General features: G+C 58.2%; 13 protein-coding genes. 8 read left to right on the top strand and 5 right to left on the bottom strand.

What is annotated here, in order from left to right:
- Nucleotides 1-5 precede the first annotated feature (5 nt).
- Entirely contained in the window at nucleotides 6-1,301 is a 1,296-nt protein-coding gene (locus tag SCU88_RS12705) for an arsenical efflux pump membrane protein ArsB (protein ID WP_175340521.1), read from the bottom strand.
- Between the two features lie 46 nt (nucleotides 1,302-1,347).
- Nucleotides 1,348-1,668, bottom strand: coding sequence for a metalloregulator ArsR/SmtB family transcription factor (locus tag SCU88_RS12700; protein WP_138097609.1), 321 nt, complete (start codon nucleotides 1,666-1,668; stop codon nucleotides 1,348-1,350).
- 88 nt (nucleotides 1,669-1,756) lie between these two features.
- Between SCU88_RS12700 and arsH the strand changes: the two genes are divergently transcribed.
- On the top strand, nucleotides 1,757-2,455 hold the full coding sequence (gene arsH / locus SCU88_RS12695) for an arsenical resistance protein ArsH (RefSeq protein ID WP_175340520.1): 699 nt from the start codon (nucleotides 1,757-1,759) through the stop codon (nucleotides 2,453-2,455).
- Between the two features lie 9 nt (nucleotides 2,456-2,464).
- Here the strand turns inward: arsH and ydcK are convergent, their stop codons facing one another.
- Nucleotides 2,465-3,445, bottom strand: a complete 981-nt coding sequence (ydcK, locus tag SCU88_RS12690) for a YdcK family protein (protein WP_175340519.1) — start codon at nucleotides 3,443-3,445, stop codon at nucleotides 2,465-2,467.
- Between the two features lie 121 nt (nucleotides 3,446-3,566).
- Here ydcK and tehA point away from each other — a divergent pair, with 121 nt between their 5' ends.
- From tehA to SCU88_RS12670, 4 genes are all read left to right on the top strand, one after another.
- Nucleotides 3,567-4,571 carry a dicarboxylate transporter/tellurite-resistance protein TehA gene (gene tehA / locus SCU88_RS12685; protein WP_175340518.1) on the top strand — a complete coding sequence of 335 codons (1,005 nt, stop codon included), beginning with the start codon at nucleotides 3,567-3,569 and terminating at the stop codon, nucleotides 4,569-4,571.
- Nucleotides 4,568-5,161, top strand: a complete 594-nt coding sequence (gene tehB, locus SCU88_RS12680) for a tellurite resistance methyltransferase TehB (protein WP_175340517.1) — start codon at nucleotides 4,568-4,570, stop codon at nucleotides 5,159-5,161. Before tehA ends, tehB begins: the two co-directional genes overlap by 4 nt.
- A gap of 131 nt (nucleotides 5,162-5,292) precedes the next feature.
- Nucleotides 5,293-6,030, top strand: coding sequence for a carbonic anhydrase family protein (locus SCU88_RS12675; protein WP_138097604.1), 738 nt, complete (start codon nucleotides 5,293-5,295; stop codon nucleotides 6,028-6,030).
- A gap of 88 nt (nucleotides 6,031-6,118) precedes the next feature.
- The gene (locus tag SCU88_RS12670; RefSeq protein ID WP_138097603.1) at nucleotides 6,119-7,204 is read left to right on the top strand and encodes a mechanosensitive ion channel family protein; all 1,086 of its coding nucleotides are present in this window, start codon (nucleotides 6,119-6,121) and stop codon (nucleotides 7,202-7,204) included.
- A 4-nt stretch (nucleotides 7,205-7,208) separates the two neighbouring features.
- Here the strand turns inward: SCU88_RS12670 and SCU88_RS12665 are convergent, their stop codons facing one another.
- Nucleotides 7,209-8,108: an EamA family transporter gene (locus tag SCU88_RS12665; protein WP_175340516.1), complete on the bottom strand. Its 900-nt coding sequence runs from the start codon at nucleotides 8,106-8,108 to the stop codon at nucleotides 7,209-7,211.
- 174 nt (nucleotides 8,109-8,282) lie between these two features.
- On the opposite strand from SCU88_RS12665, the gene SCU88_RS12660 reads away from it, so the two are divergent.
- Entirely contained in the window at nucleotides 8,283-9,155 is an 873-nt protein-coding gene (locus SCU88_RS12660) for a helix-turn-helix domain-containing protein (RefSeq protein ID WP_175340515.1), read from the top strand.
- On the opposite strand, the gene SCU88_RS12655 is transcribed toward SCU88_RS12660, so the two are convergent.
- The gene (locus tag SCU88_RS12655; RefSeq protein ID WP_138097600.1) at nucleotides 9,135-10,304 is read right to left on the bottom strand and encodes a benzoate/H(+) symporter BenE family transporter; all 1,170 of its coding nucleotides are present in this window, start codon (nucleotides 10,302-10,304) and stop codon (nucleotides 9,135-9,137) included. The genes SCU88_RS12660 and SCU88_RS12655 overlap by 21 nt on opposite strands.
- Before the next feature lie 99 nt (nucleotides 10,305-10,403).
- On the opposite strand from SCU88_RS12655, the gene SCU88_RS12650 reads away from it, so the two are divergent.
- On the top strand, nucleotides 10,404-10,931 hold the full coding sequence (locus tag SCU88_RS12650) for a helix-turn-helix domain-containing protein (RefSeq protein WP_138097599.1): 528 nt from the start codon (nucleotides 10,404-10,406) through the stop codon (nucleotides 10,929-10,931).
- Between the two features lie 194 nt (nucleotides 10,932-11,125).
- Complete coding sequence (locus SCU88_RS12645; protein WP_138097598.1) at nucleotides 11,126-13,081, top strand: peptidase U32 family protein; 1,956 nt, start codon at nucleotides 11,126-11,128, stop codon at nucleotides 13,079-13,081.
- The last annotated feature ends 13 nt before the right edge of the window (nucleotides 13,082-13,094 follow it).

Raw genomic sequence — 13,094 nt, 5'->3', positions numbered from 1 at the left:
ACCTTTTACCAAAACAGCGTCACTGATAGTCGCAGAGCCAGCGTAGCTAAGGCGATAAATAGCACCGGCAGAGTCATGATAATGCCGGTGCGGAAGTAGTATCCCCAGGTGATGGTCATATTTTTCTGTGACAGGACATGCAGCCATAACAGCGTTGCCAGACTGCCAATTGGGGTAATTTTAGGACCCAGATCGCAGCCGATGATATTGGCATAGATCATTGCCTCTTTAATTACGCCTGAAGCCGCGCTGGCGTCTATCGACAATGCCCCCACCAGTACCGTTGGCATATTATTCATGACTGACGAGAGAAATGCGGTCAGGAAGCCGGTGCCAAAGGTGGCCGCCAGCAAGCCTTTATCGGCCAGCATATTCAATACGCCGGAAAGATATTCCGTCAGTCCTGCATTTCTCAGGCCGTAGACCACCAGATACATTCCCAGTGAGAATATGACGATCTGCCAGGGTGCTCCCCGCAATACTTTTCGGGTATTGATGGCATGGCCCTTTTGGGCAACGGCAAGCAAAATGGCGGCCCCCGTTGCCGCAATGGCGCTGACCGGAATCCCCATGGGCTCCAGCACAAAGAAACCCACAAGCAACAGTACCAGAACAACCCAGCCCGTCTTAAAGGTGGCAGGATCTTTAATGGCGCTGGCCGGGACTTTCAGCAGCGTCACGTCGTAGGTTACCGGGATATCTTTGCGAAAGAAGAGATGCAGCATGCCGAGTGTGGCTGCAATAGTGGCGATAGTGACCGGGATCATGACCGATGCGTATTGCGCAAAGCCAAGCCGGAAGAAGTCAGCAGAGACAATATTCACAAGATTAGAGACGATAAGCGGCAGACTGGCCGTGTCGGCAATAAACCCCGCCGCCATCACGAAGGCAAGGGTGGCTCCTCTGCTGAATCCCAGCGCCAGCAACATAGCAATCACGATCGGCGTCAGTATCAGGGCAGCGCCGTCGTTGGCAAACAGGGCTGCGACGGCGGCGCCAAGTAACACAATCCAGCTAAACAACAGACGCCCACGCCCGTTGCCCCAGCGCGAAACATGCAGGGCAGCCCATTCAAAAAAACCGGATTCATCAAGCAGCAGGCTGATAATGATGACGGCGATAAAGGTTGCCGTGGCGTTCCAGACGATATGCCAGACCACCGGAATATCATCAATATGGATAACGTCGCTCATCAGGGCGAGGATCGCGCCAATGCTCGCGCTCCAGCCAATGCTCAGTCCTTTGGGTTGCCAGATAACCAGAATCAGCGTCAGTAGAAAAAGACTCCCGGCCAGTAACATTTAAGACTCCATAATATATGTTTTTTAGAATGTGTATCCGTACCGGCTAGCAGAGGGTCGCCGCCGATTTGGCCAGCCGGTCGCGGACATCGTCCCGCAGACACAGCCAGGTGGTTGTTATCGTCTCGGCGGCCCAGGCTGGCATATGTGGCGAAAGGCGATAGTAGATCCATTTCCCTTCCCGACGATCCAGAACCAGTTCCGACTCGCGTAATATCGCCATATGGCGGGATATCTTAGGTTGTGAAGCAGAGATAGCCCCGCAGAGTTCGCAGACGCACAGTTCTCCCGACTCGCGCAGAAGCATCACGATAGCCAGCCGGGTATCGTCCGACAGAATTTTGAAAAGCTGAACGGGTTGTAGCATTTGAGTTCCCGGTGAACGTAGAATACATATACGATAAAACATATGTGTTGATATTGAAATCGCCAGGTGCTTTTAAGGAGGCATAAAAGTGGAATCATTTCCGGCCCTGAACGCGGACTGTTTCGACAGGCAGATTGCTGAAAAATTACAGCAACCAGAACCGCCGCGTATTCTGATCCTTTATGGCTCGGTACGGGAACGTTCGTACAGCCGTTTTGCCGCCGAAGAAGCAGGGCGCCTGCTCAGCGCGATGGGCGCAGAGGTCAAAATGTTTAATCCCTCAGGTCTGCCTTTGCCTGACGATGCGCCGGAAACGCATCCGAAAGTGGTTGAACTACGTGAGCGGGTAAGGTGGTGTGACGGCATGATCTGGAGCTCGCCGGAGCGACATGGTGCGATGAGTGCAATAATGAAGGCCCAGATCGACTGGATTCCATTAAGCGAAGGGGCCGTGCGACCGTCTCAGGGTAAAACGCTGGCCGTGATGCAGGTCTGCGGCGGTTCACAGTCCTTCAACGCCGTAAACCAGATGCGCATTCTGGGGCGCTGGATGCGGATGTTCACGATTCCTAATCAGTCATCGGTGGCGAAAGCCTGGCAGGAATTTGATGACAACGGGCGCATGAAGCCTTCCTCCTGGTACGATCGCATCGTGGACGTTGCCGAAGAGTTGTTCAAGATAACGCTGCTTCTGAAAGGGCAGACCCATTACCTTGCTGACAGATACAGCGAGCGGGTGGAAAGCCATCAGGCGCTCTCGGCGCGTGTTAACCAGCAAAAAATTTAGACTGGTACGTTACCCGGGAACCCCGTAATACGGCATCCGGGTAATATGCTGACTGCCTGCCAGGGTTTTGTCGCCGTGAATATGGATGGTTTCATCGTCCCAGGCTTCGACGCTAACCTCATCCGTCAGGCGAACCCGATGCTCGATCAGCACATTACCCGTCACCCGGGCGTGGCCGTCGATGCTAACGCGATCGTCAAGCTGTAGCGGCCCGCCAGTGAGTACCGCATCGCCTTCCACCCGCACCCGATGTTTAAGCAGGCATTCGCCCACGATCTGCGCATTGCCGCCGACCCGGGAGCTGTAACGCAGGGTCGGACTCTGACCTTCGCCGCGCCCGGCCAGGATGCGTGCCCGCTCTCCTACCCAGGCCTGATCGCACAGCCAGACATCATTCTCTTCGTTACCCTCTATCACCGCATGACCGCTTACGCAGGCCCGGTGTTCAATAAAGGCGTAGCTGACCAGCGCGCTGTCGATGATTTGCGCCTGATGCATAATGCGCGAAGCTTGCACGCTGGCGCGATCGGCAATACGTAGCTGCTGGTGTTTTTCCGCCGTCAGCCCGCGGCGGGCGATGACCTGGCTGTCGCTGACCCGGGCGACGTCACCGATCTGGCATTGACCGCTGACCTGACTGGCGCGTACCGCAGCCTGGTCGCCGATGTGGGCGTGATGGGTGACCTGAGAGCTATCCACCAGCGCATTGCCGTCGATAATCGCCCCCTGGCCGATAGCGCATTCACCAGTAATGCGGGCGTTATGGGTGACCCAGGCGCCGCCATACAGAATGCTGTTTTGACTGTACACCCAGCAGTCGCCGGACTGGCTTAGTAGCTCTTCCTCTTCCAGCCAGCCACCGCGCTGCCCGGCCCGGACATCGGCAAAATCGGTAATCGCTTCAAGCTGGCGTAGCCAGAGCGTACATCTGACGTCACCCTGCATAATGGTGAACGGGCGCTTTTGTTCCAGCAGACGAAATTTTTGCATGCGGGCTCCCGGATTGAATCGGCGGCAACACTGATTAAAAGGTAGCAAATCTGGCCGGGATAGTATTTGACGGACAAATCCCATAAAATGCATTTCAAATATATTTTATGTCTTAAACAAGATGCAGAAATCATCCGAACCTCGTCAGATCCTCAATCTGCCCGCCGGTTACTTTGGTATGGTGTTGGGCATTCTGGGTATGGGTTTTGCCTGGCGCTATGCCGCCACGATCTGGCCGCTGTCACCGCGTATTAGCGATGGGCTGATCGCCTCGGGGATAGCCATCTGGCTGCTGTTGAGTCTGAGCTTTCTCTGGCGACTGGTGCGTTACACCAGCACCGTACTGGAAGAGATCCGCCATCCGTTGAAGAGCAGCTTTGTCAGTCTGTTTCCGGCCACCACTATGCTGGTGGCGATCGGCGTTGTTCCCTGGCTGCGGCCGCTGGCGCTGGGGCTGTTCGCGGTGGGTGTGGTGGCGCAGCTCGGTTACGCCGCCTGGCAGAGCGCCGGTCTGTGGCGCGGTACCCATCCCACCGAAGCTACCACCCCCGGGCTCTATCTGCCGACGGTAGCCTGCAACTTTATTAGCGCCATGGCCTGCGGCGCCCTCGGCTGGCCGGTGGCCGGCAGCCTGTTTTTGGGGGCTGGCGTTTTTTCCTGGCTGAGCCTGGAGCCTGCCATATTGCAGCGCCTGCGCAGCGCCGGTGAAGTGCCGCCCGCGGCGCGCAGTTCGCTGGGAATTCAAATGGCGCCGGCGCTGGTGGCCTGTAGCGCCTGGCTAAGCGTCAACGGTGGAAAAGGGGATATCTTTGCTCATATGCTGTTTGGCTACGGCCTGCTGCAGCTGCTGTTTATGATACGGCTGATGTCCTGGTATCTGACGCAGCCGTTTAACGCTTCGCTATGGAGCTTTTCATTCGGCCTGTCGGCGCTGGCAACCACCGCGCTGCATCTGGGACATGAACAACCGGACGGCGTATTCCACTGGCTGGCGATACCGCTGTTTATCTTCTCTAACCTGATTATCGGGCTGCTGATGGTTCAAACCCTAATCCTGCTGTGCCAGGGTAAACTGTTGCTTCGTGAACCGCATCCCGCACCATGCTACAACAAGGAGCTCTCATGACCCCGCGTGATGAAAACTATTTTACCGACAAATATGGTCTGACCCGCACCCACTCGGAAGTGCTGGAGGCGATGCAGTGGCTAACCCCAGGCCGCACGCTGGACGTGGGCTGTGGCAATGGCCGCAACAGCCTCTATCTGGCGGCGCGCGGCTTTGATGTGACCGCCTGGGATAAAAATCCGGCCAGCATTGCCAACGTCCAGCGTATCGCTCAGGAAGAGGGGCTGGATAACCTGAACGCCAGCATTGTCGATCTGAACGGGCTGACCTTTGATGGCGAGTACGACTTTATACTTTCCACCGTGGTGATGATGTTCCTGGCGCCGGAAACCATTCCAGGGCTCATCGGCAGCATGCAGGCCGCTACCCGTCCCGGTGGCTATAACCTGATTGTCGCGGCCATGGATACCGACGATTACCCCTGCACCGTGGGCTTCCCTTTTGCCTTCCGTCAGGGCGAACTCAGCCGTTACTACGAAGGCTGGGAGCTGCTGAAATATAACGAAGACGTCGGCGAGTTGCACCGCACCGATGCCAACGGAAATCGGATTAAACTGCGTTTTGCCACCCTGTTTGCAAGAAAAATCTGATAACTGGCGTGATATTCACCACATTCTTTTGCTCTCCTGCGCGGCGTGCTTAATCCGGCACGCCGACGCGCGGTAACATCGTGCAACGCCTTGCAGTGACGCAAGGCGCATATCGACCAAGGAGAGTGCTTATGCGTTATCCAATCCCCCTTAATCCCAGCCGTCGTCAGTTTTTTAAACACAGTGCCGCGGTTTCCGCCATGGCGGTGACCGGTATTGCCGGGCTCAGCGCACCGCAGTTGAGTTTTGCCGCAGCCATGACGAAAACACAGCGCGACGCGATGACGCCTGCCGAAATCGTAGAAGGCCTGAAGCAGGGCAATCTGCGATTCCGACAGGGAAAAATGTTGCAGCATGATTATCTGGATGAACAGCGTACCAGCAAGGCCGGTCAGTTTCCCTCTACGGTGATTCTGAGTTGTATTGATTCGCGAGTACCGGCGGAAATTGTGCTGGATACCGGCATTGGTGAAATTTTTAACACCAGAGTCGCGGGTAATGGCCAGAATGATGATATTTTGGGCAGCCTGGAGTATGCCTGTACGGTGTCCGGCGCCAAAGTGCTGCTGGTCATGGGGCACACCTCATGTGGCGCCATTAAAGGCGCCATTAACGGCGTTAAATTGGGTCATCTGACCGCCCTGGTACAGGCGATACGACCCGCGGTAGAAAACACGCCCTGGGAAGGTGAACGGAGCATCGCCAGCCCGGGGTTTGTCGATGCCGTAGCCCGCACCCACGTGATGATGACGATGGAACAGATCCGTCGCCGTAGCCCGGTATTGTCCGAAATGGAAAACAAAGGCGATATCGTCATTCTTGGGGCGATGTACAGTCTGGAGGGAGGGCAAGTCGACTTCTTTAGCTAATATGCCGGTACCGGGCGCTTCCAGCCCGGTCCTTCCCCCGCACGCAACGGCTATACTTGATCGTTTTGCAACCATCAAAGGAGGCCGGATGACGTTCATCGATAAGATAAATATACTGCCGGTGCTGATGTCGACATCGTTCTGGATTGGCGTAGCGACCGTGGTACTGGTGACGCTCATTGTTTACTGGTTGATAAACAGGCTGCTGGCCCTGGTGCACCGCACCATTCAGTCCTGGGGAGAGTCGCGCACCACCGCCCGTGACTACCGCTATCTGCTGTTCGACGTGCTGAACAAGACCAACAAACTGCTGATGTTTGTGGTCGCCTTCCTGATCAGCCTGCGCTTTGTCTCACTGCCGGCCAATCTTGGCAGTACCCTGAGCCATGCGTGGTTCCTGGTGCTGGCGCTCCAGGTCGCCATCTGGCTGGATCAGGCGGTGCAGTCCTGGCTGCATCACGTCATATACACCCCGGGCACCCGTAAGAATCCGGTGACCCTGGTGATTCTGGGCGTTATTCTGCGGGCGATCGTCTGGTCGATGATGCTGCTGTCGATCCTGGCCAATGCCGGGGTGGATATTACCGCGCTGGTTGCCAGTCTGGGGGTTGGCGGTATCGCTATCGCGCTGGCGGTGCAGACTGTACTGAGCGATGTGTTCGCCTCGCTTTCTATCGGTTTTGATAAGCCGTTCGAGATTGGCGACTTCATTGTATTCAATGATGTCGCCGGTACCATCGAGCATATCGGGCTGAAAACCACCCGTATCCGCAGCCTGAGCGGCGAGCAAATTGTCTGCGGCAACGCCATTCTGTTGCAGCAAATTATCCATAACTACAAGCGGATGCAGACCCGACGCATCGTCTTTTCCTTTGGCGTCTCACTGTCCACGCCGCCGGAAAAACTACGTCAAATTGGCGATATGGTGAAGCAGATTGTGACCGATGTGGGCGAAACCACCTTTGATCGCGCCCATCTGCTGGGGTTTGAAAGCGATCGCCTGAGCTTCGAAGTAGTGCATATCGTCAGTACCGCCGACTATAACCGCTATATGGATATTCAGCAGGAGATCAATATCCGGTTAATTGAGCAACTGGCGGAAAATGATATCCGGCTGGCGCTGCCGAGTATTGTGGTGGTGGATTCACAGGGGCCGCGCCAGGCGGCCGCCTGAGTCATTATGCCGTGCCGCGGAGCCTGAACAACAGGCGCTCCGGCCGGGCGAACATCACCAGGTTGCCGGTCAGAATCAGCAGCAGACCGGCAACCGCGCTGGGGTGCCAGACGTAGCCTTCGTAGAGGGTGGAAATAGCCAGCGCTACCAGCGGAAACAGCAGGGTGCTGTAAGCCGCCTGACCGGCGCCGATGCGGCTGACCAGCGTAAAGTAAGCGCCAAAGGCGATAACCGAACCAAACAGCGCCAGATAGAGCAGGGAGCCCAGATAGCGTGCCGACAGCGGCGGCATAAAGTTTGCCCCCTGGCTTAACGCCAGTAACCCCATCACCAGCGCTCCATACAGCATCGCCTGACTATTGGTGGTCAGAATATCCAGCCCGCGCCGCTGGTGGCGCAGACTAATCATATTGCCCAGCGAAAAACCCAGCGTGCCCAGCGCGCTCAGCCCGATGCCGATAAACAGCCCTGGTTCAATACGGGCCGCGCTCAGATCGCGCCAGAACAGCAGTACGATACCGGCAGCACCCAGCAGCGCCGCCGGAAAGAAACTGACCGGCGGGCGAATCCTGAAAAACAGGAAGCTGTTAATTGCGTTAAACAGCACCGCCATTGAAAAAATGACCGATTCCAGTCCGCTGTTGATCCATTCGGCGGCGTGGTAGAAGCAGAGAAAGTTAAAGCCGAACACGCAGCAGCCCTGTGCCAGGCAAAACAGTCGATCGCGCAACGACAGGCGCTGCAAACGGCCGCACAGCCTGGCGATAAGCGTCATCACCAGCGCCGCGATGGCGAAACGCCAGAAGATGGAGACGGCGATCGGCGCCGTTCCGAGCTGCATGACAATGGCTATCCAGGTGGTGCCCCAGATGGCGACCACCAGGGCGTAAAGAATAAAAGGCATGAATCTCATCCCGTCATGGTAAAGGTGGCCCCAGTATCGTGCTGGCGTGACTGCTGCGCCTGCATCAGACTGCGGTGACTTGCAGCATCTTGCGCTTTTCTGTTGCCGAAACTAGCGGGGCCTGCGCCTGCTCGGGTACACTGCGGACATTCTTTATCCGCATGAAGTTCGCTTATGCCATCGCATTACCACACCTTTAACACGCTCAGCGCACACCGGGCGCAGCTGCGCGATAGCCTGGTGTTGGGCTCTGGTATTCAGCTTGCATCCTGGTTCAACAATAAGGACACCATCACCCAGCGTTCCGATCACCACACGTTGAGTCTGTATGTGGCGGACGGTTATGAAACCTGGCTTAAGGTGCCTGGCGGCTGGCGCAACGGCGGTGGACCGGGGCGTTTCTGCCTGATGCCGGAGCAGAGCGAATATACCTGGGACGTGCGTGGCGATCTCTCTTTTGTCCATCTCTACTGTACCGACTGGCATCTGCGGGCTGTGGCCGAGCAGGTCTGGGATCGCGGCCCGGCGCAGCTCAGCCTGGAAGAGAAGACCTTTGCCGAAGATGAGCGTATCGCCTGGATGTACCGCCATCTGCTGCTAAGCTGCGACTGGCGCCAGCAGGCTAACCAGCTACAGTTCAGTAGCGCAGCGACCTTATTGCTGATTCATCTGGTGCAGCACTACAGTACGGTACGCTGGCGCCTGCCTACGGTGACCGGCGGGCTGGCCCCGGTGGTACTACGCCGGGTGGAAGCGTGGATCGAAACGCATTTGGGAGACGCCATTACCCTGGCGATGCTGGCCCGGGAAGCGGATCTCAGCGAGTTCCACTTTGCACGTATGTTCAGCCGTTCGATGGGGATGGCGCCGCACCGCTATGTGATGCAGCGCCGCCTGCTGCGGGCCGAACAGCTGGTGCGTCACAGCCGCCTGCCATTAACGGAGGTAGCCCTGGGCTGCGGATTCAGTTCCGCCAGCCATTTTAGTAACCGCTTTCGCGCGGCCTTTGGCGCCACGCCGTCTCAGCTACGGGCGGCGGGTCGCTGACAGTACGGCATGGCACAGACCGCCGCCGACCAATCCCCAGAAGGCGGAGCCGACGCCCCACAGCGTGACCCCGGACGCCACAATCAAAAAGGTGACGATGGCGGCATCGCGCTGTTTTTCGTCGCCCAGCGCCTGATGCAGGCTGCCGCTTAGCGCGCCCAGAAGCGCCAGCCCTGCCAGCATTTTGATCCAGGCATCCGGCAGGGCGGTCATCAGATTGACAATCCCGCCCCCCGCCAGACCGGCCAGCAGATAGAATACGCCAGCCGCGCAGGCGGCCTGCCAACGCCGGGCGGGATCCGGATGAGCCTCTTCCCCCTGGCAGATGGAGGCGGTAATGGCGGCAATTGCCACCGAAAACGCGCCAAATGGCGCCAGCACCAGGGTAAACAGACCGGTTACTGAGAGCAGCGGCGAGGTGGGAACCTGATAGCCGGAGGCCTTAAGCGTTGCCAGACCCGGCGCGTTCTGGGACGCCATGGTCACCAGAAAATAAGGCACTCCCACGCCAATCAGGCTGGAAAGCGTAAATTGCGGCAGGGTAAAGGTCGGCGTGACAAACAGCGGCAACGTTAGCCCCTGCTGGTACTGATGATCGGCGAAGGCGACCATCAGACCGGCGAGCAGCGCGGCAATGACGGCATAGCGTGGCGCCAGCGTCCGTACCAGCAGCCAGGCGGCCAGCATCACGCCGCACAGCAGGCCGTTGTCCGCCAGAGCGCCGAAGGCTTCCAGCCCGAAACGCAGCAAAATACCGGCCAGCATGGCGGCGCACAGGCTGTGGGGCAGAATTTTCATTAAGCGGGCGAACAGACCGGTGACGCCGCACAGCGTAATCAGCGCGCCACAGAAGATAAATACCCCGGTGGCTTCCCCCAGCGAATGGCCTGGCAGGCTGGTCACCAGCAGTGCCGCGCCGGGCGTCGACCAGGCCGTCAGTACCGGCGCCCGCCAGCGCAGGCTTAGCAGCAGGGTGCTTAGCCCCATCGCCAGGCCCAGCATGGTCATCCAGCCCGCCACCTGAGCGTTAGTGGCGCCCGCGACGGAAGCCGCCTGCCAGATAATGGCAGCAGAACTGGCATAGCCTACCAGCACAGCCACAAAACCGGCCACGGGCACCGAAGGGGGAAAGGGGATTGCCAGGCGCATAGTGCTCTCCTTGTACGTTATAGCGTCCGGCGAATATAGCACCGTGCGTTATAGCGTACAAGGCGCTATACTGCGCGGCGAATAAGTAAGGAGAATCTGATGGATATGGCCTCTCACCTGGCCGCCACGCTGCGCCAGTTACGTCAGGCTCGCGGCTGGAGTCTGAGCCTGACCGCTGAAAATACCGGGGTATCGAAAGCGATGCTGGGGCAGATCGAGCGCGGCGAATCCAGCCCGACGGTGGCGACCCTGTGGAAGATCGCTACCGGCTTTCAGGTGCCGTTTTCCGCCTTTATTGAGCCTCAGCCGATTGCCGGACAGCCCGGTTATGATGCCGGTGACAGCGCCATGGTGGTGGTACCGCTGTTTCCCTGGGACGAGCAACTACGTTTCGATCTGTTTGCTATTACCCTGGCGCCGGGCGCTGTCAGCCACTCCACGCCTCACGAGCAGGGTGTGGTAGAGCATGTGGTGGTGATTGAAGGGGCGCTGGCGCTACAGACCGATGGCGGCTGGCGAACCCTGACGGCCGGGCAGGGAGCGCGCTTCGCCGGCGATAGTCCCCACAGCTATCGCAACGACACGCAGCGCGCCTGCCTGTTTCATTCGCTGATCCATTATCCGTAACGGGCAACGCCGGGTGACGCTCGTTGCGACGGGCGTTACCGGATAAATGGCTTTAACCTGGGGGAGGGGACCGCTTCTAATCCACTCCTCACCTCCTGTTTCTATGTCCCTGCAGTCTGTACTGCATAAACTGTTTGGATTCCGGTCGCCTGTGACTACAATAGCCGCCATTTTCCCGATAACGGATCTGCGCCATGCGCCTGCAACCTAATCAACTTGAACTGCTCAGCCCGGCCCGCGATACGGGCATTGCCCGTGAAGCCATCGTGCACGGCGCCGATGCCGTCTATATCGGCGGTCCCGGATTTGGCGCCCGCCATAACGCGGGCAACAGCCTGCGTGATATCGCAGAGCTGGTGCCTTTCGCCCACGGCTATGGTGCGAAGGTGTTCGTTACCCTGAATACCATACTGCACGATAATGAACTGGAACCGGCACGTCTGCTGATTCACTCGCTGTGGAACGCCGGGGTGGATGCGCTGATTATTCAGGATATGGGGATTCTGGAACTGGATATTCCGCCCATCGATCTTCACGCCAGCACCCAGTGCGATATCCGCTCGCCGGAGAAAGCGAAGTTCCTTTCTGAAGTGGGTTTTTCCCAACTGGTACTGGCCAGGGAGCTTAGCCTGCCGCAGATTCAGGCGGTGCATCAGCAGGTGGATGCTACCCTGGAATACTTCATTCACGGCGCCCTGTGCGTGGCCTATTCCGGCCAGTGCTATATCTCCCATGCCCAGACCGGGCGTAGCGCCAACCGCGGTGACTGCTCCCAGGCCTGTCGCCTGCCTTACACCCTGAAAGACGATCGGGGGCGGGTGGTAGCCTATGAAAAACACCTGCTGTCGATGAAAGACAATAATCAGAGCGATAACCTGTCTCAGCTTATCGATGCTGGCGTGCGTTCTTTCAAGATTGAAGGGCGCTACAAGGATATGAGCTATGTGAAGAACATCACGGCTTACTATCGCCAGCAGTTGGATGCCATTCTGGAAGAGCGCGGCGATCTGGCCCGGGCTTCCCATGGTCGCAGTCAGCACTTTTTTGCGCCGTCGCCGGATAAAACCTTCCATCGCGGCAGCACCGACTACTTCGCCAACGGCCGTAAAGGGGATATCGGCGCCTTCGATACCCCGACCTTTGTCGGGCTGCCGGTGGGCGAACTGGTCAGGGTGGGGCCGGAGTGGCTGGAAGTGGAAGGCGATGCGCCGCTCACTAACGGCGACGGACTGAACGTGCAGGTGAAACGCGAAGTGGTGGGCTTCCAGATTAACAAGGTGCAGCAGACTGGGCCTGGCCGCTATCGGGTCTGGCCCAATGCACTGCCGGAAGCTTTGCGTAAACTGCGTCTGCCGCAGCCCATCAATCGTAACCTCGATCATCAGTGGCAGCAGGCGCTGCTTAAGCCATCCGCCGAACGGCGGATCGCGGTGGATCTGACCCTGAGCGGCGATGCCGGAACCCTGACGCTCACCGCTCGCTGCGAGGCCGGGGCCTCGGTGAGCCATAGCCTGACGGGCGAGTTCGCCCCGGCGAAAGATCCGGCGCGCGCTTATGAAAGCCTGCGTTCCGGGTTAAGCAAGCTGGGCCAGACCTGCTATCGCGCCCGGGAAGTGACGATGTTACAGGGAGAGCTGCCGTTTGTGCCTAACGGCCTGCTGAATCAGCTGCGGCGTGAAACTCTGGAGCAACTGACTGAAGCACGGCTTGCTGCATATCAGCGCGCCACTCGTAAACCGGCGGCTGAGCCTGCGCCGACCTTCCCGGAACAGCAGCTTAGCTTCCTGGCCAACGTCTATAACGCCAGCGCCCGCCAGTTCTATCAGCGCCACGGCGTGGCATTGATCGATGCCGCTTACGAGGCTCACGAAGAGAAAGGCGAAGTGCCGGTGATGATCACCAAACACTGCCTGCGCTACGCCTTTAATCTGTGCCCGAAGCAGGCCAAAGGAGTGAAGGGGATTCGCGCCACGCCGATGCAGCTGGTGCATCAGGACGAGGTCCTGCGGCTGGAATTTAACTGTAAGCCCTGCGAGATGCACGTTATTGGCAAGATCAAAAACCACATTCTGAAGATGCCGCTACCGGGCAGTGTGGTGGGCTCGATCTCGCCGGAAGAACTGCTGAAAACCCTGCCCGGCAAGCGCTGAGCGGGCAGGGGAG

This window comes from Jejuibacter sp. L23, assembly GCF_050815825.1.
GTDB classification, from domain to species: Bacteria; Pseudomonadota; Gammaproteobacteria; order Enterobacterales; family Enterobacteriaceae; genus Jejubacter; species Jejubacter calystegiae.
This window is presented reverse-complemented; position numbering and strand designations above follow the sequence as displayed.